This is a genomic window from Pseudomonas sp. Y39-6 (assembly GCF_023651955.1).
Classification (GTDB): domain Bacteria; phylum Pseudomonadota; class Gammaproteobacteria; order Pseudomonadales; family Pseudomonadaceae; genus Aquipseudomonas; species Aquipseudomonas veronii.
The window spans coordinates 3147899-3168164 of the sequence record NZ_CP069594.1; the positions used below are offsets into that span (position 1 = coordinate 3147899).

Genomic DNA, 20266 nt, shown 5'->3' on the forward strand with positions numbered 1-20266 from the left:
ACGCTTGCGGCTACAGGCTAGAGTCCCAACTCCGACAGCCCCGGATGATCGTCCGGACGCCGCCCCAGCGGCCAATGGAACTTGCGCTCGCTGTCCTTGATCGGCATGTCGTTGATGCAGGCAAAACGGTTGGCCATCAGGCCGTGCTGGTCAAATTCCCAGTTTTCGTTGCCGTAGGAACGGAACCAGTTACCCGAGTCGTCGTGCCACTCATAGGCATAGCGCACCGCGATACGGTTATCGCTGAACGCCCACAACTCCTTGATCAACCGGTAATCCAACTCCTTGGCCCATTTGCGGCTGAGGAAGTCTTTGGCTTGTTCGCGGTTGTAGGCGAATTCAGCGCGGTTACGCCACTTGGTGTCCAGGGTGTAGGCCAGGGACACCCGATGCGGGTCGCGGGAGTTCCAGCCGTCTTCGGCCAGGCGGACTTTTTCGATGGCCGACTCGCGGGTAAACGGCGGCAGGGGTGGGCGGGTTTCTGCAGGGGATGACATTGGGCGGCTCCTTAAAACAATAAGGGTTGATCGAAAGTTGCGATGCCTGTGGGTTTAAAGTCCCAATAACGTTCGTGCCATGGATTGCGCCGTATCCGCCGCGGTGGCATCGCCCGTCACCAGGGCCACGGTAATGGCGCCATCGATCAGGATCAGCAGTTGCGCGGCCTGCCGTTGCGGCTCGGGCGTGCCATGGGCTTGACACAGTTCGAGCAGGTACTCGAAGAGTTTGTGTTTATGCGCCTTCGCCAGCAGGCGTACCGGGGCTTGCGGGTCGCCGGTTTCGCCGCTGGTGTTGATGAATGCGCAGCCGCGAAAGTCCGCCGAACCGAACCAGGCCTTGAGCGCGTCGAACACTGCGAGCAGGCGCTCGCCGCTGTCTTCACGGCGTTCCACCTCGGCCCGCAGCCAGTGCATCCAGCGCGCGTCGCGACGTTGCAGGGCCGCGATCACCAGTTCGTCCTTATTGGCGAAATAGCGGTAGATGCTCTTTCGGGAGACACCGGCGGTTTTCACCAGGAAGTCCATGCCAGTGGCGGCGATGCCGTGGCGATAGATCAGCTTCTCGGTGACGTCGAGGATAATGTCGCGGGTAATATCGTTCATGTGTCATACAGTAGAACGATCGTTCTTCTTTCGCAACAAGGTTTTTCACTGACTGGCAACGAGACCTGAGCACCCCCATGGTGTAAGCTCTGGGCCTCTTCGGATTCGACCCATTGCGAGCCTTATGCCGTCGTTCTTCAAACGTTCCCTGTTGCCCAAACTGCGCGCTTTCCCACTCTCCACCGAGGCGATTGAGGTGCTGTCCGGCGCCGCTGCGTTTCGTCGTTGCCTGCTGGAGAAAATTTCCCAGGCTACCCAACGCATCTATATCGTCGCCCTGTACTTGCAGCAGGACGAGGCGGGGCAGGAGATCTACGACGCCTTGCACGCCGCCAAAGCCGCACGCCCGGAGCTGGACATCGTGGTGCTGGTCGATTGGCTGCGCGCCCAGCGCGGGTTGATCGGCGCCGGTAAACAGCCGGGCAACAGCGCCTGGTACCAGGCCATGACCCAAAGCCATGCCACCGAGGTGCCGGTCTACGGCGTGCCGGTGCAGACCCGCGAACTGTTCGGCGTGTTGCACCTCAAGGGCTTTGTGATCGACGACAGCGTGCTGTACAGCGGCGCCAGCCTGAACAACGTGTATTTGCACAAATTCGACAAGTACCGTTTCGACCGTTACCACCTGATCCACAGCGCACCGCTGGCGGATTCGATGCAACACCTGGTGGAGCACGGGCTGATGGCATCCAAGGCCGTGCATCGCCTCGACTTGCCCAACCCGCCGACGACCCGCAGCCTGCGCAACGATATCGGCGACCTGCGCAGCCGCCTCAAGCACGCGGCCTACGACACCACCAGCGGCCAGTTGCCCAACGGCCACCTGTCTGTCAGCCCCTTGCTCGGTGTCGGTAAGAACAACCCCCTGAGCCGGGTGATCCTCGAACTGATCGCCAGCGCCCAGCATCAATTGACCATTTGCACGCCATATTTCAACCTGCCACTGCCGGTGACCCGGGAAATCAACCGCGCCCTGGCGCGCGGGGTGAAGATCGACATCATTGTCGGCGACAAGACCGCCAACGACTTCTACATTTCGCCCAGCGAGCCGTTCAAGGTGATCGCGGCCTTGCCGTACCTCTACGAAATCAGCCTGCGCCGCTTTGCCAAGCGCCATCAGCCGATGATCGACAGCGGCCAGTTGAACCTGCACCTGTGGCGCGACGGCGACAACACCTACCACCTCAAAGGCATGTGGGTCGACCAGCGTTATACGTTGCTGACCGGCAACAACCTCAACCCACGCGCGTTCCGCCTTGACCTGGAAAACGCCTTGCTGATCGATGACCCCAAGAGCGAGTGGCTGGAACCCCGGCGCACCGAGCTGGCGCAGATTTTCCAGCACACCACGCGCATCGAAGGTTATCAGCAGTTGCAGACCCTGGTGGATTACCCGCAGGCAGTCGGCAAGTTCCTGCGCCGCGTCAGTCGCGTGCGGATCGAGCGGTTGTTGTATCGCATTCTGTAACACGGGCATCGCGCAACGAACTCTCTTGCTGCCTTCAAAGCCTTGAGAGTTCGCCTACACGCAGCGCTGGCCCAGGCGGGTATGTTTTCTCTCGACAGTTCTTAAGGACAAGAACTCTTGCCATTCACTGGTAGAGAGGAACTAGAAATGTCGCCCGTCTCCCCAATCCTTCATGCCCGTTCGCCAATTCCGCTGGCGCTGAGCGCCGCGCCGGCGCCGATTGGCAGCATCATCCCCGAAACCGTTGTGCGCAACCGGCGCGCGGCGCCATCCGACCTACCGGCCAGTGCGGCGCCGCCATGGACCTTGCGGCCAGCGCCGGCCACGTCGGCGGAGGCCGATCATCAGTTACACACGGCGTTGAGCACCTCGGCCCTGCGTCAGTTAGCAGACTCGAGCGTCCAGATTCCCCATGGCGCCACGATTCGTCCAGGCTTCGAGGCGCTGCGCAGTGCCTTCAATACCGCCGAGATGCGGGCCTGGGTCGCCAGCAAAGGGATGGCCCTGGATACCGTCGTGGTCAAACCCGACTCGGTCAGTGGTTGGGTCGTCGACAGTGGGGTAGCGACACAAAAAACCTTCACCTTGAACGACACCTCGGGATGGTGGCAGGTCAGCACCAGGCTGCGCGCCGCCGCTGCCGCCCTGGATGTGGCCGGCAACGGGCTTGCGTATGTGCATCCCGAGAGCGAAGGCTTGTCTCGCAACGCGGTGTTGCAGGGGTATGGTATTCCCCCGCCGCACACCGCCGACGAACTGCAGACCGTGCGCCAGGCACTCTCGACGGCGGATTGGTCTGCCTTGTCGCCGGAGGTCAAGGGGCGCCTGGAGCAGCGCAACCTGAGGGCTAGAAAAGTCATCGACGTGATGGACGAGCGCGTGCATCTGGCGGGCACCTTGAGTGAGCGCGTGCGGCACCTCTCCGATGAAGACGAGGTGCTGCTGGCCGGCGTGCAAACGCCGATCAGCCGCACCTCGTCGCTGGCGATTGACGGCGCCGAGCAGGCAGCGGTCAGCGAGGTGCTGGCGTCCCATGGGTTGTCGGTGCCGAAGACGGCGCGGGAGGTGCGCAATATCCTGCGCTGGCTCGACGCTGCGCTGCCGCCAGCGCCGGCGCTGGGGGACTATGCACAGTTGATCGCGCGTCAGTGGGCCCCTGGCGTCTTGTCCGACGCCGACAAACGCTTCGTGGCGGAGTTGAGCGATGACGATACTCCTGGCAACAAGCCTGCGGTGAACCTGCTGCGTGTCCTGGATATCCGCGGGGTGCTTGCTCTCAACAGCGCAGGCACCTTGCGCGCCGACGCTGATCGCTTCCTCGAGCAGGTCCTGAACAGCCCCGTGGCGTTGAACTGGGGCAGGGCCGTGGCGCGCAATCGCCAGTTCCAGGGCGCGTCCGGCAGCGATCAACTCTCGACGCTCGAGGCCAAGCAGTGGGTGCTGGCGGCCATCATGCTGCAAATCGACCCCGACGCACCGGGGCGTCCTGGAACCATTGCCGGCTATGACATCTACCAACCTGCCAACAATGGGCGGACGCTGGCCTCGGTACGCACGGATATCGAAACGCACCTGTGGAAAAAAACCTCACTGGACCCCAAGGTCGCGCCCCTGTTGGCCCACCTGTTTCTGGCCGCTGCCGCCCCTGAGTTTCTGATTCGGGATGTTCCTTCCACGCTGCGCATGGGGTCTGCGGAATGGGCGGATTTGCGCCTGGGTGTGACCTTTGCCGAACGTCAAGGCGGCGCGGGCAGCTCGCGGGCGATGAGTTACCCGGAAATCATGGCGCTTGCCCGACTGGATGCACGCACTGCGGACGAGGCGGCAGTGCTGGATAACCACGGCGTCGACGTGTTGCTGGACTGGGGCTTGATGCAAGGGGTTTACGCCAAGACCGCGGACGGTCGCTATACACCGCAGCACTACCAGCAGGCCAGTGAAGCCTTTCAGGCCCAGCGCGAGCAACTTCTGCAGGCCCTGATGGCGTTCAAGACGCCGCTGCCGACACGCCGGGACCAGGCGGTCGCGAACCTGCAGAAGGTGTTCCCGGAACTCAGCGGGCCCCAGTTGCAAGCGTTGCAGGTCTACGTTGCGGACCCGGACGAGCGCCGCAACATGAAGGTCTCGGAACCCAAGATCCGTTCGCTGATCGAGACCTATATGACCGGCGACCTGGTCAGGGATCGCTGGATGCTGCTGGAGGCTGACACTCCCGGCGCCACTGGCGCTGCAAGAACGCCCTTTTCAAACGCACGCCCAAGTCGCACCGAACAAGCCGCCATCGTCAAAAACGTGCGCGCCCTGAATGCCAGGATCAACCGTTTGCCCAGCCTGCCGGGGCAAGTGGTGAGCGAAGTCGACGGCTACCTGGCGAGCCTCAAGCAAGGCTTGGGCATTACCACCAAGCGCATGATCGCCAACTTGCCCCTGGCTGATCGCCAGGCCCTGGAGTATGGCGCCGTCGAGCTGTTTACCCTGCGCGAACAGATCGACGGGGTGCCCACGCTGGACCAGACATCCGCGCAAGTCGAAGCGCGACGAGGGCGCAAAGGCACGCTGATCCGCTGTGACTACAACGGGGGGATCAGCTACTTTGAAGTGTTCCCGGCCAAGATGATGATCGTTAAGCGCACGGACTTACCCGAGCAACTGGTGCTGGGCGGCACCCTCGAAGAGACGCAGCGCACCTACGGACGTTGGGCGCCCTCGACGGTCCTGTTGCAGAACGGCGCAGTGGAGCCGTTCGACTTCAACGCCTACACCTCCGATGCCTTGCCGCGATCGGACGTTTCGTCCGCCGGCATTATTATCGATAAGCTCGGTGATACCTTGCCGGCCGTTCCCGCGGCTGCGGATGGCCGCGTGAGCGCGGCGGTGCCCAACAGCTTTGCATCGCCCCGCAGCCAAGCGATTGTCGACCGGATCCTGCAGGGCAATTTCATTCATCACCGCGACAGTGTGCTCAAGTATGCCCAGGGCCAATTACCCCTTGAGCAACAACGAGAAGTGTCGCAACGCAACGACAGTATTTTGCTGAGCATGATTCCGTTTGTCGGGGCCATCGTGGACCTGGCCAAGGGCAATATCATCGAGGGTACGCGGGGCTTGTTGATCGATACGGCCGGTGCGTTTCTAGGTGGCGCGGGAACGGCGGTGCGCTCGTTGGTCAAATCCACCAAGGTCGTCGCGCCTTTTGGCGCCAAGGCATTCCGCGTGCTGGAAAAGGGCGTGAGCGTGGTCAGCGCGTTTTTGAATCCGGTAGATGGCGCTGCCGATCTGTTGGTCAACAGTGCCAAAGGCGTGCTCGCCTTGCCTCGCGCGTTGAACAGCGCGCCCAACGTGTCGGCGTTCGCGAACATGCTCGCGGCGCAGGAAAAGTTGCGCACATTCTTCGGCGTACACGCGGCAATAGATCGCGCGGTGGCAACGCACAATGGGCACCATCAAGGCGTGCCCATTCGAGCGGTGCAGATGGGCGCGCATTGGTATGCGGCCAATCCTGAAAGCGGCTTGCCGGTCGGTACGCCGTTGGAAGGGTACCGACCGTTGAGCGAGACCTAGAGGGCTCAGTTCAAACCCAGTTTGCCGCGCAGGGTCGACAGGTCTTCAGCCAGGGTATTGACCGGGCCGACCAAGGCTTTGCGGTCGTTTTCCTTGACCTTGTCGTAGGTCTGGAAACCGCCGTCCGCCGTCTTGTACTTGGCCAGGATCGTGTCCACGCTGGCGAAGTTCTTGTCGACCTTGGCCAGGAAGGCCGTGTCCTGTTTCTCGATCTGGCCGCGGAACAGGTCGACGATTTTCTTCGCGCCGTCGATGTTGCCCTGGAAGTCATACAGGTCGGTGTGGCTGTAGCGGTCTTCCTCGCCGGATATCTTGGTGGCGGCGACTTCTTCGAGCAGGGCTGCGGCGCCGCCCACGACTTTCTCCGGCGGGAAGGTCAGGCCGGCCACGCGCGTCTGCAGGTCCTTGACGTTGTTGTTCAGGCCGTCGGCCAAGGCGTCGAGGCCGTGGGTAGTGTTTTCGGCGAACAGGCTGTACTCGATACGGTGAAAGCCGGTGAAGTCGTCGGCTTTCACGCCTTTTTCGTGGTCGTCGACCCGCGAGTCGATGGCCGCGTCGAGGTCGCTGAACAGCTCGGCGATCGGTTCGATGGCTTCATAGTGCACACGGGTCGGCGCATACAGCTGCTTGGCGGTGGTCAGGTCGCCTTTTTTCACCGCGTCGGTGAACGCCTGGGTCTGGGTCGCCAGCTCAGCGATTTGTTCGGTGACGTAGATCTTGTAGTCCGACACCGGGCCTACCAGGTCCAGCGGCGCCGTGGCGGCGAAGGCCGCCAGGGGCGAGAGGGTGATTAACAGCGACAGCGCGAGAGTCGACTTGTTCATGGGACAGTTTCCGCTTTAAGTGTTGGCAGGGGGTTGAACGTGCGTTGCAGCAAGTAGCGTGCGCCCGATGAAATCCTTCGGTCCCGTTGCCCCCGGCAAGGTGAAGAAATACCCGCCGCCGACTGGCTTGAGGTACTCCTCCAGGGGCTCGCCGTTGAGCCGGGTTTGTACGCTGATAAAACCTTTTTCCAGGTCGGCCTGGTAGCAGATGAACAGCAGCCCCATGTCCAGCTGACCGTTTTTGTTGACGCCGTTGGAGTAGTTGAACGGCCGGCGCAGGATCAGGTTGGCCTGGGTCTGCGGGGTGCGCGGGTTGGCCAGGCGGATATGGGCATCGAGCTTGGTCAGCTTGCCTTGCGGGTCTTTGCTGTAATCGGGCACTTGGGCTTCGTGCTGGCCACCCATGGGCGCGCCGGTGGGCTTGATGCGGCCGATGATGCTTTCCTGTTCCTGCAGCGGCGTGCGGTCCCAACGCTCGACAAAATTGCGAATGATCCGCACCGCCTGGTAGCTGCCATTGGCCGCCCAGGCCGGTTCGTCACTGCCGGGCTGCACCCAGACCACTTGGTCCATGGTCTTGGCATCGTTGGAGTTCGGGTTGGCCGAACCGTCACGAAAGCCCAGGAAGTTGCGCGCACTCTGCGCAGGCTCGCCGGGGCGGGCGGGCGCCTGTGGCGGCACGCTGCCTTCCTGCTTCCAGCGCACCAGCAGCAGGTCGGGCAGGTTCTTCACGATGTCGCGCAGGGCGTGGATATTGGTGTCCGGGGTGTTGGAGCAAAATTGCAGGCTCAGGTCGCCGTGGCACTGCGCCGCTTCCAACGCATCGTTGGGGAAACCGACCATGCGGATCAGGCGCTTGGGTTTGGCTGCGCTGAGGCCGAAACGCTCATCGAACAGCGATTCGCCGACCGATACGGTGATGGTCAGGTTATCCGGCGTAACCACCGGGCCGAGGATGCCCGAATCGGTGGGCGGCAGTTTCGGGTCGACCTGCGGCACGCTGCCGCCGGTCATCAGGAAGCTGATGCGCTCGTTGAGGGTGCGGAACAGCCGCTCCAAGTCGTCGCGATCACCAGCCAGGACATCGAAGGCCACCAGCATGCCGCAGGCCGGGCGCGGGGTGACGATGCCGCTTTGGTGCTTGCCGAAAAAATCGTGATGGTCCTGGGTCTTGTCGCTGCGCGGAGCGGTGGTCACTTGCTCGGCGGCGGCAGCCATGGCCGGGCAGCTCAAGGTGCTGCCGGCAAGCGCGGCACCGGTGGCGGCCATGCCCAGCAGGACGCGACGGCGTTGAAGGTCTAACGGTGGTAAATCACTCATGTATGCGGTCGTCTTCACTGTAGGCCGGAGAGGCCAAGGGCGGGGTCGATTCCATCGAGTGCGGCGGCCAGTACCTTGGCCTTGTCGGCGATCTGCTTGCGCTGATCGGCGGTAACACGGTCGTAGCGGCTGAATTGGCCGTCGACTTTCAAACCATCGAGCGCCGTCTCGAACGCGGCGAGGGCCGTGTCGATGTTTGGCAACAGGTCGGCGGCGGACTTGCTCAGCAGCGGACGCATCAGGTCGACCACCTTGCGCGCGGCATCCAGGTTGGCGGCGAAACCGTTCAGGTCGATATGGCTGTAGCGCTCCTCTTCGCCACTGACGGCGCGCACGTCGGCCAGGCTATTGAGGTTGCGCACCACGATGCTCACCAGTTGTTCCGGTGGCAGCGACTGCGCCAGCAATTGTTGTTTGAGGGTGCCGACGTCGCTCACCAGGCGCTGCGCCAGCGGGGCCAGGCCATCGAGGCTGCGTTGCTGGAACAGGCCGTATTCGAGGCGGTGGAAGCCGCTGAAGGCTGGGTCCTGCTCGCGTTTTTCGAAATAATCGGCGCGGGCGTTGATCGCGTTGTCCAGTTGCGCCAGGCGTTGCGACGCCGCGGCGAGACGCTGATAAGCCTCGCGGGCCGGCACATACAGCGCCTGAGCCTGGGCCAGGTCACCGGCGTCGATCGCTTGTTGCAAGGCGGTCGTGGCCTTGATCAGAGCGCTGGCCTGGCTGCTCAGGTACACACGGAATTCCGACAACGGCCCGATAAACGCCACCATCGACGGCTTGGCCTTGGCTTGGGCGTCGGATGCCGCCGTCGGCGTTACGTGCAAGGTGCCGCGCGGGTTGCTTAACAGGCCGCAGGTAATTGCATAGTCGCCGGGCAACAGATTGGCATTGATCACCTGGCTCAGGCCCGGCGCGATATTTTCGCGTTCTTCGACCACCAGCACGCCGTCGAGGATCTCCCATTCCACCGCGCGGTCGGAGCGGTTGATGATGCGAAAACTCGCGCGCCCGGCCGCAACGGTCAGTGCGTTGGGTTCGCAGGCGTGGCCGTGAATGGTCACGACGGTTTCATCTTGGTGGGTCTGGCGCTTGGTCGCTGCCAGCTGCGAGGCATAGTAGAACAGGCCGCCGGCGGCGATCATCACGACCGCCGAGCCGGCTACCGCCCAGCGCAAGGCGCGTGGCGGCGAGGCCGGTTGAGGAGTTGGGTTGGACAAGGGACGGTCCTTACGGGTGAGAAACGGAAGAGGGCGCGGCGACCGGCTTGGCGGGTGCCGCGGGCAGGAAGAACATCGCCAGGGCCACCACCAGGTAGATCAGGTAGGCCCCCAGCGTGCTGACGGTCGGCGCATCCTGATAGCCGAACATCCCGGCGAGTACCGAGCCCACCGGGCCATCCATCGGCAACGTCGCGCTGACATCGAACAGCACGCTTTGCAGGTGGTTCCACACGCCGGCTTCATGCAGGGCCTGCACGGAGTTGGCGAGGATGCCGGCGGCCACCACCAGGATGAACAGGCCGGTCCAGCGGAAAAACGCGCCGAGGTTCAGGCGCATGCTGCCGCTGTAGATCAGGAACCCGACGATGATCGCCAGCACCAGGCCGAGCAGGGCACCCAGCGGTGCGCCGGGGCCTTCACTCTGCTGGAACACCGCCAACAGGAAGAACACGGTTTCCAGGCCTTCACGGGCCACGGCGAAAAACACCATCAGGATCAGCGCGGTGACTTGGTGGCGCGAGCCGGCCAGGGCATGGTCGAGGGATTGGTGCAGCGAATGTTTGATCGAGCGTGCGACCTTGCGCATCCAGAACACCATGGAACTGAGTATGCCCACGGCGACCAGGCCGACCACGCCTTCGAACAATTCCTGCTGCTTTTGCGGAAATTCGGCACTCATCAGTTCCAGGCCGCCACCGACCAGCAAGGCCAGGGCCGCGGCGAGGAAGACACCGACCCACACGGCGGGCATCCACTGGCCACGGCCGGTCTGTTGCAAGTAACTGGCGATGATGCCAACGATCAATGCGGCTTCAATGCCTTCGCGCAACATGATGAGAAAGGGAACAAGCATTCGACACCGCAGGGAAACTGGATAGGAAGCTAAGTTGTAACATAATGATACTCATTGCCAAACAAGAAACATTGACCTTTACTGAACGGCGGCTGAACGGTGGTGGCAAAGCTCAAGCGCCCTTATGATGCACCCCACCTTTTGTGCCGTTGGATTGCCCCACACCCATGTCGGAAAAAGACACCATCTCCATCCATCTTGTGCGCGAAGCCCTGTTGCAGAGCTGCGCGTCGGGAGCAGCGAGCGTTGAGGCCTTGAGCAAGGCGGGCATTGCTCCCGAGCTGCTGTTGCAGCCTGGTGCACGTGTCTCGGCCACGACCTACGCTCGGTTGTGGCGCCTGTTGGCGCGGCGCCTGGACGATGAGTTTTTTGGCATGGACCCGCGCCCGCTCAAGTCCGGCAGCCTGGCGTTTCTGTGCCGCGTGGCCATGGCTCAACCGACGGTGGCGGCCGGGCTGGAAACCGGCTTGGCGTTCCTGTCATTGATGTTCGAGCATTTGCCTGCCCAACTGGTGCGCCAGCAAAGCCTGGCGGAAATCGTGCTGCTCGAAACCGAGCCCGAGCCGCGCCGGGCGTTCAGCTATTTCACTTATTGGATGATCGTCCACGGCGTCGCCTGTTGGCTCGCGGGGCGGCGTATACCGATCCTGGCCATCGAACTGCGCTGTCCACAACCGGATTTTTGTGACGATTACCGGGTGATGTTCTCCGACAACCTGCGTTTCGACCGGCCGCGCACGCGCATGATCTTCTCCGCCGATTGCCTCGACCTACCGATCAAGCGCAGCGCCGAAGAACTCAAGCGTTTCCTTGGCCACGCACCGGCCAATATCCTGGTCAAATACCGCGACCCCGACAGCCTGGCCACGCGCATCAAGCACGACCTGCGCCAGATGCCGCCCGACATCTGGCCGGAAACCGACGGCCTGGCCGCCAACCTGTGCATCTCCGCCTCGACCCTGCGCCGCCGCTTGGCGGAAGAGGGGCAAACGTATCAGGGGCTCAAGGACAGCGTGCGCAAAGAGTTGGCGATTGTCTGGCTGGCCGAACCGCAGATCAGCTTTGCCGAAATTGCCACGCGATTGGGATTTGCCGATGCCAGTTCGTTCTACAAGGCGTTTCGTAAATGGGTCGGGTCGAATCCGGGGCATTATCGTAGTTTGATTTTGAACGAGACAAATCGCCTGTGATGGAGTGGGTGTACGGGATAAAGAGCCAAACTCAGGCACGCTCCTCTATCGAGAGATCACTGCGGGAAGAATTAACAAAAAATGCCCGTGCATTGATTGCATGATTGGCAGCGAACATGCCTTGAACATATTCGGGGATGCCTTGTGACCGCTTCACGTTGGGATGGCTTTCAAGAAACGAAAGGCAATCGTCCAGCTTTCGTTAAATAAGGCGATTGCCTTGTATTTTACGTCTGTTTCAGCTTGCTGGCCGTTGGCATCAAAAGCACCCAGACCAGATATGAGCATATGAAACGCCTCGCCATCAATTACGTCGTTTTCATAAAACCGTCTGCCGACGTTTTTAGTTCGTTGGTGGTGATCGATGTCATGTCGTAGTCTTTCAAAAATGCTTTCAGATCATCAATCAACTCTTGTTTTCGAAGCTTCAACGTGTCCGAAGCTTTTGATTCTTCCGTTATCGTGAATGTATTGATAACCTGTTTCGGGTTCTTTATCTGGAACGGGTTAGACGCTTTGGTGTACCTCATTTGTTCCGCGGTCAATAAAACGGCCATAGTGAAATCCTTCATTAGTCGAAACGTACACTTTTATATCGGGCCACTCTTGTACCTACTTTAAAAAAGTGCCGTGACCGAATGGGCCGTGGGGCAAAGAATTGGCTGGATGCGACCAATCCAAGGAGATTTTTACATCAGAAGGCGCTGATGGCCTTCGTGCCCGTTGCATTACTGTGGTCATGTTATTTAACGAAAACAGTCTGTTGGAATAGATGCGAGGAAGTGTCTGACAGCGATTAGCTTGCGAGGGGTAGTCTATTTCCCAAATTGATCTACCGCGTGCAAATCCACCGGCTAAATCCGCGACAGCGCTTGAGCCGTTAATTAGATTACGACGCCATCTTCATTCAATCAGGAATGCATGCATGGCAAGCAACAGGCTCACATCAACCGGTTCCCTTCGCCCACTGCGGCTGAGAGTTTTTTAATGTCTCAGCCCTACGCGTTTATCAATGATTGGCAACAAACCTCAGTTGAACTCAAGGCAAGATTGCGCTTGAGCCAGCACGCCGAAGCCAAGTTCGACAGGCTCAATACCCATATTCGAAACGTTGTGGTGCTGCCGGGGCAGTTGGTCATCATCGGTGATGACTCCACGGCGTTGTGCAAGCCGGAAGAGCATCTGCTGATGCAATCCGCCTGGCGTATCCGCCATAGCGTGATGGCCGAAGGGGGCGACGCCTTTGCCCTGCAAAACTACGATTTGTTGCAGAAACTGCTCGGCTACACGTCGCTCGGTATCGGCACGGCGGGGGATGCTTGGAATCGCCACTTGAAGGCGATAGTCAAAACCCTGGAAGAAATCGATGCCCTGCATAAACAGGCATTGCGCCGAGGCGGTGGCGCAGCGCGGGAGGAGTTTTTGGCGCGTCGCCAAACGCTGTTCGCCAAACTGGAGGCACAACTGCGCGGGTTCGCCCGTTACGGCACGGGTTTGCGTAATGAAGGCTCGATCAAGAAAATGCTCGGTATTTCCACCAAGAGTTATTTGCATACTGGAGAGATCAGCCGGTATGCCGAGAGGATTGCGCGGATTTCCAGGGTGGCGAAAGTGCTCAAGGCAGGGACGCCGTTGGGGATTGCTTTGAGCGCTGCGTCCACTGGGCTGGAGATCAAGGAAGCCTGTTCCACGGGGAGGGAGGAGCAGTGTACGAAGGCTAAGTATGTGGAGGTGGGGAAGCTGGCAGGAGGCGTTTCATTAGGCGCTGCCGGAGGGTTGATTGGATCGAGTTTGTGTCTTGCCGTACTGGTACCAACAACGGGTCCAGGTTCGCTGGCTTGTCTATTAATCGGTGGCGCGGCGGGCGGCGTCGCAGGAGGCGCGCTTGGCAGTAGGGGTGGGGAATTAGTGGGTGAAAAGCTCTATGAATATTAACGATTTCCTAAGTTCTCATATCATTTTCTGGTTTGAAATAGCGTTGTGTATTTCACTCGGCGTTGCCTTGCTGATCTATGTTTTTCTGGCCTATCGGCGTTTGGAATACATGGAGCGCCTTCTGAATAAATGCAGTTTCGTTGTGTTTCACGCCCAGTTTTTGGGTAACTCACCGCGAGGGAGAATGATGCGATTCGGCGCGGTCGCAGTAGCAGTATTGCTGCCAAAGCGGAACTTAAAACGTGGTGTCATTGACTGGCAGCAAGTTCAGGAATTTCCTCGCTGTCTGAAAAACTTGTTCCGTGGTATCTATTTCGTCATCGTCGTTGTCTTTATGTACGGCATCGTTTTTTGGCTGCATAAATGAAACAATGTTCAGTAGGACTATTTTTTTCAGTTGAGGAGCCAAAAAAAGCATCGTGACTGAATGGAGTGCGGGGCAAAAACTGGCTGGTTGCGACCAACCAAAGAAACTCTTTACATCATCTGGTGCTGCTGGTATTTCGCGTCAGTTACGTTGCCGCAGTCATATTGTTTAACGAAATTATTCCATTGGAATAGCTATTAGGAAGTGTCTGGCAGCTATTGGTAGGCGAGGGGAAGTCCATTTCCAAAGTTGATCGACGATGCGCGAATTTATCTGGTAAATCCGCGACAACGCTTGAGCCGTTAATTAGATTACGACGCCATCTTCATTCAATCAGGAATGCATGCATGGCAAGCAACAGGCTCACATCAACCGGTTCCCTTCGCCCACTGCGGCTGAGAGGTTTTTAATGTCTCAGCCCTACGCGTTTATCAATGATTGGCAACAAACCTCAGTTGAACTCAAGGCAAGATTGCGCTTGAGCCAGCACGCCGAAGCTAAGTTCGACATGCTCAATACCCATATCCGGAACGTTGTGGTGTTGCCGGGGCAGTTGGTCATCATCGGTGATGACTCCACGGTGTTGTGCAAGCCGGAAGAGCATCTGCTGATGCAATCCGCCTGGCGTATCCGCCATAGCGTGATGGCCGAAGGGGGCGACGCCTTTGCTTTGCAAAACTACGATTTGTTGCAGAAACTGCTCGGCTACACGTCGCTCGGTATCGGCACGGCGGGAGATGCGTGGAATCACCACTTGAAGGCGATCGTCAAAACCCTGGAAGAAATCGATGCCCTGCATAAACAGGTATTGCGCCGAGGCGGTGGCGCAGCGCGGGATGAGTTTTTGGCGCGTCGCCAAACGCTGTTCGCCAAACTGGAGGCACAACTGCGCGGGTTTGCCCGTTACGGCACGGGTTTGCGTAATGAAGGCTCGATCAAGAAAATGCTCGGTATTTCCACCAAGAGTTATTTGCATACTGGAGAGATCAGCCGGTATGCCGAGAGGATTGCGCGGATTTCCAGGGTGGCGAAAGTGCTCAAGGCAGGGACGCCGTTGGGGATTGCTTTGAGCGCTGCGTCCACTGGGCTGGAGATCAAGGAAGCCTGTTCCACGGGGAGGGAGGAGCAGTGTACGAAGGCTAAGTATGTGGAAACGAGTAGGTTAGTAGGCGGGGTTGCTGGTGGTTTAGTGGGGGGCTATGCGGCGGCCACGTTATGTTTCGTTGTGTTGGGGCCCACTACAGGACCGCTATCATTAAGTTGTTTGTTGATCGGCGGCGGGACCGTAGGCGCTGTCATGGGCAGTCGTGGAGGGGATCTGGGCGAGCATTTAGGAGAGAAACTATATGAGTATTGATTGTTTTATTTATCATCCGCTGAAGCTCTGGTTTGATTTGACTCTGTTTTTTTTGGTCTTCATCGCCTTTGTGGTTTTGATATACCTGGCTTATCGAAGACTCGACGAAATGGAATATCTTCTAAACAAATGCAGTCTTATCACACCCAATCAACGTGTTTGGGGTAATTCGATTCGAGGAAGAATGATTCGACTATCTGCCGTCACCGCAGCGGTTGTTCTACCAAAGTGGAACGTAAAACGAGGTGCAGTGGATTGGCAGCAGGTACAAGCCTTTCCTCGTAACCTCAAGCGATTGCTTCAGGGAACCCTGCTTGTTGGAGTGCTTTTTCTAATGAGCGCCACCGCTGACATCTTGTATAAGTGGCTACATCAGTAACTGCGACACAAAAAAAGCCCCATGACCAAACGGACCACGGGGCTAAAAATTGGCTGGATGCGACCAACCAAAGGAGCTCTTTACATCACTTGGCCGTAGCGACCACCGTATCCGGCTGCCAACCGCCACCCAGCGCCTTGTAGATCGCAACAATCCCGCGATACAGATCAACCTCGGCCTGGGCCTGAGAGTCTTCGGCGGCCAGGCGTTCGCGTTGTGCGTCGAGCAGCACGAGGAAGTCCACGGTGCCTTCGCGGTAGCGGATCGCCGCGAGGTCGGCGGCGGCGCGGCTGGATTCGCTTTGGCGGATCAGCGAGACCAGGCGTTGCTGACGCTTGCCGTAGTCGCTGAAGGCGTTCTCGGATTCTTCCAACGCCAGCAACACTTGCTGCTCGTAGTTGGCCAGGGCGCCATCGGCCTCGGCATCGGCGCCGCGCAAGCGTGCACGCACGCTGCCCAGGTCAAACGCGGCCCAGGTGATGCTCGGGCCAAGGGCCCAGGCATTCGCCGCGGATGAACCGATCTGCGAACCGCGCCCGGCGGTGAAGCCGAGGAAGCCGCTGAGGCTGACCCGTGGGAACAGGTCGGCCTTGGCCACGCCGATGCGCGCGGTGGCGGATGCCAGTTTGCGTTCGGCACTCAGAATGTCCGGGCGCCGTTGCAGCAGTAGCCCTGGATCGCCGATCGGCAGCGCCTTGGCAATCGCCGGCAAGTCTTTCGGGCTCAGGTCCACGCTCAGCTTGTCGGGGCGCTGGCCGAGGAGGGTGGCGATGCGGTTGCGCTCGCGCACTTGTTCGGCCTGCAGTTGCGGCACGCTGGCTTCCACCGCCGCGAGGCGCGCGTCGGCACGTTCCACGTCGAGTTGGTCGCCCACACCGGCATCGCGCAGGCTGACGGTGATGGTGCGCGACTCCTGTTGGTTCTTCAGGTTGTCCAGGGCGATGCGTTCACGCAGTTGCGCGCCGCGCAGTTGACCGTAGGCGTCCACCAGTTCGGCAATCAGCGTGACTTGCAGCTGGTACAAGTCGGCTTCGGCCGCTTGCTGGTCGGCGTCGGTGGCTTCCAGGTTGCGCTGGATGCGGCCGAACAGGTCCAACTCCCAGGCCATGTCCAGGCCCAGGTCATAACGCTCGCTGTTGACGCGCTTGGTGGTCTGGCCAGGGATTTGCCCCTTGGCCAGGTCACTGCTGGCGCGGCTGGTGATGGTCGGCATCGCGTCGTTGCTGGCGTCATCGCGGATCGCCCGTGCGGCCCGCAGGCGGGCAAACGCCACACGCAGGTCGCGGTTACCGCTCAGCGACTGGGTCACCAACTGGTTCAGAGTCGGGTCGTCGAACTGCTGCCACCAGATGCCTTCGAATTTCCCGTGGTCGTATTTTTTGGCATCGGCGGCAGCCGTGATATTGGCCGCCTCCGGGGTCTGGGTTGTGTAGTCCGGGCCCACGGCACAGGCGCTCAGCGCCAGGACCAGCAAGCTCGGCAGAAAGACTTTCACACTCATTGCTGTGTCTCCAGCTTCAAGGCCTTGGCCGCTTTGCGCGCGTCCTGGCGCTCCACATAGCGACGGATGAGTACGTAGAACACTGGTGTCAGCAACAGCCCGAAGAAGGTCACCCCGATCATCCCGGAGAACACCGCCACGCCCATGGCATGCCGCATTTCGGCACCGGCACCGCTGGACAGCACCAGGGGCACCACACCCATGATGAAGGCGAACGAGGTCATCAGGATCGGCCGCAGCCGCAGACGGCAGGCTTCCAGCACCGCGGCGAGCGGGTCGAGGCCTTCCTGCTGTTTATCCTTGGCGAACTCGACGATCAGAATCGCGTTCTTACAGGCCAGGCCCACCAGCACGATCAGGCCGATCTGGGTGAAGATGTTGTTGTCGCCGCCCGAGATGATCACCCCGGTGATGGCCGACAGCAGCGTCATCGGTACGATCAGGATCACCGCCAGCGGCAGGCTCCAGCTTTCGTATTGGGCGGCCAGTACCAGGAACGCCAGCAGCACACAGAGCGGGAACACGAACAGCGCGGTGTTGCCCGAGAGGATTTGCTGATACGTCAGGTCGGTCCACTCGTAGGTCATGCCGTTGGGCAGTTCATCCTTCAGCAGTTTTTCAATCGCGGCCTGGGCCTGGCCGGAGCTGTAGCCCGGTGCAGCGTTGCCGTTGATTTCCGCGGTGATGAAGCCGTTGTAGTGCATTACGCGGTCCGGGCCGGAGGTGTCGCTGACCTTGATGAAGGTCGCCAGCGGGATCATCTCGCCTTTGTTGTTGCGCACTTTCAGCTGGCCGATCTGGTCTTCATCCAGGCGGAACTGCTGTTCAGCCTGCACGTTGACCTGGTAGGTGCGGCCGAAGCGGTTGAAGTCGTTGGCATACAACGAACCCAGGTAGATCTGCAGGGTGTCGAAGATGTCGCTGATCGCCACGCCGTGGGTCTTGGCCTTTTCGCGGTCGATGGCGGCATCGACCTGGGGCACGTTGACCGTGTAGCTGGTGAACAGGCCGAACAGCTCCGGCGTGGTGCGGCTCTTGGTGATGACGTTCTGCACTTCTTTGTACAGCTCTTCGTAACCCAGGTTGCCACGGTCTTCGATCTGCAGGCGGAACCCGCCGATGGTGCCCAGGCCCTGTACCGGCGGCGGTGGGAAGATCGCCATGTAGGCTTCCTGGATGTCGCTGTACTTGCCGTTCAGCGCACCGGCAATCGCACCGGCGGACATGCTCGGGTCTTTACGCTCGTCGAACGGTTTGAGGGTCACGAACACGATGCCGCTGTTCGGGCTGTTGGTGAACCCGTTGATCGACAGGCCCGGGAAGGCCACGGCGCTTTCCACGCCCGGCTGTTTCAGGGCGATGTCGGACATGCGCTTGATCACGTCTTCGGTGCGATCCAGGCTCGCGGCGTCCGGCAATTGGGCGAAAGCCACCAGGTATTGCTTGTCCTGGGCCGGTACGAAACCGGTCGGGGTGTGGGCAAACCCGAACCACGTCAGCACCATCAGGCCGGCGTACAGGAACAGCGCGATGCCGCTGCCGCGGATCACCCGGCGCACGGTGCCGACGTAGCCATGGCTGGCTTTTTCGAAGAAGCGGTTGAACGGCCGGAACAACCAGCCCCCCAACAGCTTGTCGAGCACCTTGGAGAAACGATCCTTCGGCGCGTCATGGCTGCGCAGCAACACGGCAGCCAGGGCAGGGGACAAGGTCAGCGAGTTGAAGGCCGAGATCACCGTCGAAATCGCAATGGTCAAGGCGAACTGCTTGTAGAACTGCCCGGTCAAGCCGCTGATGAAGGCTGCGGGAATGAACACGGCGCACAGCACCAGTGCCGTGGCGATGATCGGCCCGGTCACTTCGCTCATGGCCTTTTCAGTCGCCTGGAACGGTTCCAGCCCCAGCTCGATGTTGCGCTCGACGTTCTCCACCACCACGATGGCGTCATCCACCACGATGCCGATGGCGAGTACCAGGCCGAACAAGGACAGTGCGTTGAGCGAGAAGCCGAACAGGTGCATCACCGCAAACGTACCGATCAGCGAGACCGGCACCGCCACCAACGGAATGATCGAGGCGCGCCAGGTCTGCAGGAACAGGATCACCACCAGCACCACGAGGATCAGCGCTTCGAACAGGGTATGCACCACCGCCTCGATGGAGCCGCGCACGAAGATGGTCGGGTCGTAGACGATGCTGAAGTCCATGCCTTCGGGGAAGCTCTTCTTCAGCTCCGCCATCTTGTCGCGCACTTCGTTGGAGATCTGGATCGCGTTCGAGCCTGGGCGCTGGAAGATCGGGATCGCCACGGCCGGCTGGTTGTTGAGCAACGAACGCAGGGCGTATTGGCTCGAACCCAGCTCGACCCGCGCGATGTCTTTGAGGCGCGTGATTTCACCGTTATCGCCGGCGCGAATGATGATGTTCTCGAACTCTTCTTCCGTGACCAGGCGGCCCTGGGTGTTCACCGACAACTGGAAGCTGGTGGCATTCGGTGCAGGCGGCGCACCCAGCGCACCGGCGGCCACTTGACGGTTCTGCTCGCGAATCGCGGTCACCACATCGGTGGCGGTCAGGTTGCGCGAAGCGGTCTTGTTCGGGTCCAGCCAGACGCGCAGGGAGTAGTCGCCCATGCCGAACAGCTGCACATCACCCACGCCGCCCAGGCGCGCCAACTCGTCCTTGATGTTGAGCAAGGCGTAGTTGGACAGGTAAAGCATGTCGTAACGCTGATCCGGGGAGGTCAAATGCACCACCATGGTCAGGTCGGGGGAGGCCTTGTCCACGGTGATACCGATGCGCGTCACTTCCTCGGGCAGCTTGGGTTGCGTGCGCGTCACACGGTTTTGCACCTGCACCTGCGCGTTGTCCAGGTCGGTGCCCAGGGCGAAGGTGATGGTCAGGGTCAGTTTGCCGTCGGCGGTCGACTGCGAGGACATGTACAGCATGTTCTCGACGCCGGTGATCGCCTGTTCCAGCGGCGCGGCGACGGTTTCGCCGATGACTTTGGGGTTGGCGCCAGGGAAGTTGGCACGCACCACCACGGTCGGCGGCACCACTTCCGGGTATTCGCTGATCGGCAGTTGGAACAGCGAGATCGCGCCAGCGATCAGGATCAACAGCGAGAGCACCGCTGCGAAGATCGGCCGCGAAATGAAGAACTTGGAAAAATTCATCTTGAGTCGTAT

General features: G+C 60.3%; 17 protein-coding genes. 7 read left to right on the forward strand and 10 right to left on the reverse strand.

Annotated features, from left to right (window positions below; translation table 11 throughout):
* Positions 1-17: 17 nt before the first annotated feature.
* Both JN756_RS14345 and JN756_RS14350 read right to left on the reverse strand, forming a co-directional pair.
* Positions 18-497, reverse strand: a complete 480-nt coding sequence (locus tag JN756_RS14345; RefSeq protein ID WP_046383231.1) for a nuclear transport factor 2 family protein — start codon at positions 495-497, stop codon at positions 18-20.
* Between the two features lie 54 nt (positions 498-551).
* Positions 552-1103 carry a TetR/AcrR family transcriptional regulator gene (locus JN756_RS14350; protein ID WP_017847270.1) on the reverse strand — a complete coding sequence of 184 codons (552 nt, stop codon included), beginning with the start codon at positions 1101-1103 and terminating at the stop codon, positions 552-554.
* 124 nt (positions 1104-1227) lie between these two features.
* On the opposite strand from JN756_RS14350, the gene pssA reads away from it, so the two are divergent.
* Positions 1228-2571, forward strand: a complete 1344-nt coding sequence (gene pssA, locus JN756_RS14355; RefSeq protein WP_017847271.1) for a CDP-diacylglycerol--serine O-phosphatidyltransferase — start codon at positions 1228-1230, stop codon at positions 2569-2571.
* A 147-nt stretch (positions 2572-2718) separates the two neighbouring features.
* Positions 2719-6132, forward strand: a complete 3414-nt coding sequence (locus JN756_RS14360) for a hypothetical protein (protein WP_201022193.1) — start codon at positions 2719-2721, stop codon at positions 6130-6132.
* A 5-nt stretch (positions 6133-6137) separates the two neighbouring features.
* Here JN756_RS14360 and efeO (JN756_RS14365) read toward each other — a convergent pair whose 3' ends face one another.
* Genes efeO (JN756_RS14365) through efeU form a run of 4 tightly spaced genes read right to left on the reverse strand, consistent with a single transcriptional unit; the run spans position 6138 to position 10349 of the window.
* A complete protein-coding gene (gene efeO, locus JN756_RS14365) occupies positions 6138-6956 on the reverse strand; it encodes an iron uptake system protein EfeO (protein WP_128191504.1) in 819 nt (272 codons plus the stop codon).
* A gap of 15 nt (positions 6957-6971) precedes the next feature.
* Complete coding sequence (gene efeB, locus JN756_RS14370) at positions 6972-8276, reverse strand: iron uptake transporter deferrochelatase/peroxidase subunit (RefSeq protein WP_026140066.1); 1305 nt, start codon at positions 8274-8276, stop codon at positions 6972-6974.
* A gap of 14 nt (positions 8277-8290) precedes the next feature.
* The gene (gene efeO, locus JN756_RS14375; RefSeq protein WP_017847275.1) at positions 8291-9493 is read right to left on the reverse strand and encodes an iron uptake system protein EfeO; all 1203 of its coding nucleotides are present in this window, start codon (positions 9491-9493) and stop codon (positions 8291-8293) included.
* A gap of 10 nt (positions 9494-9503) precedes the next feature.
* The gene (gene efeU / locus JN756_RS14380) at positions 9504-10349 is read right to left on the reverse strand and encodes an iron uptake transporter permease EfeU (RefSeq protein ID WP_017847276.1); all 846 of its coding nucleotides are present in this window, start codon (positions 10347-10349) and stop codon (positions 9504-9506) included.
* Positions 10350-10516: 167 nt separating this feature from the next.
* On the opposite strand from efeU, the gene JN756_RS14385 reads away from it, so the two are divergent.
* Entirely contained in the window at positions 10517-11539 is a 1023-nt protein-coding gene (locus JN756_RS14385; RefSeq protein WP_046383234.1) for an AraC family transcriptional regulator, read from the forward strand.
* 153 nt (positions 11540-11692) lie between these two features.
* Here the strand turns inward: JN756_RS14385 and JN756_RS32105 are convergent, their stop codons facing one another.
* Together JN756_RS32105 and JN756_RS14390 are read right to left on the reverse strand one after the other, a co-directional pair.
* Positions 11693-11827: a hypothetical protein gene (locus JN756_RS32105; RefSeq protein ID WP_268933225.1), complete on the reverse strand. Its 135-nt coding sequence runs from the start codon at positions 11825-11827 to the stop codon at positions 11693-11695.
* Positions 11828-11847: 20 nt separating this feature from the next.
* Positions 11848-12096 (reverse strand): hypothetical protein, encoded by a 249-nt coding sequence (locus tag JN756_RS14390; protein ID WP_236255112.1) that lies wholly within the window; start codon positions 12094-12096, stop codon positions 11848-11850.
* Positions 12097-12526: 430 nt separating this feature from the next.
* Here JN756_RS14390 and JN756_RS14395 point away from each other — a divergent pair, with 430 nt between their 5' ends.
* The 4 genes from JN756_RS14395 (at position 12527) to JN756_RS14410 (ending at position 15577) form a co-directional block, all read left to right on the forward strand.
* Positions 12527-13474 carry a hypothetical protein gene (locus JN756_RS14395; RefSeq protein WP_250690885.1) on the forward strand — a complete coding sequence of 316 codons (948 nt, stop codon included), beginning with the start codon at positions 12527-12529 and terminating at the stop codon, positions 13472-13474.
* Positions 13464-13841, forward strand: coding sequence for a hypothetical protein (locus tag JN756_RS14400; RefSeq protein ID WP_201022194.1), 378 nt, complete (start codon positions 13464-13466; stop codon positions 13839-13841). The genes JN756_RS14395 and JN756_RS14400 overlap by 11 nt, the downstream gene beginning before the upstream one ends.
* Before the next feature lie 409 nt (positions 13842-14250).
* Positions 14251-15198, forward strand: a complete 948-nt coding sequence (locus JN756_RS14405) for a hypothetical protein (protein WP_201022195.1) — start codon at positions 14251-14253, stop codon at positions 15196-15198.
* Positions 15188-15577, forward strand: a complete 390-nt coding sequence (locus tag JN756_RS14410) for a hypothetical protein (RefSeq protein ID WP_079443682.1) — start codon at positions 15188-15190, stop codon at positions 15575-15577. Before JN756_RS14405 ends, JN756_RS14410 begins: the two co-directional genes overlap by 11 nt.
* A gap of 85 nt (positions 15578-15662) precedes the next feature.
* Here JN756_RS14410 and JN756_RS14415 read toward each other — a convergent pair whose 3' ends face one another.
* Positions 15663-17078, reverse strand: a complete 1416-nt coding sequence (locus tag JN756_RS14415) for an efflux transporter outer membrane subunit (protein ID WP_046383236.1) — start codon at positions 17076-17078, stop codon at positions 15663-15665.
* Positions 17075-20254, reverse strand: a complete 3180-nt coding sequence (locus JN756_RS14420; protein WP_169865885.1) for an efflux RND transporter permease subunit — start codon at positions 20252-20254, stop codon at positions 17075-17077. Before JN756_RS14420 ends, JN756_RS14415 begins: the two co-directional genes overlap by 4 nt.
* Positions 20255-20266: the final 12 nt, after the last annotated feature.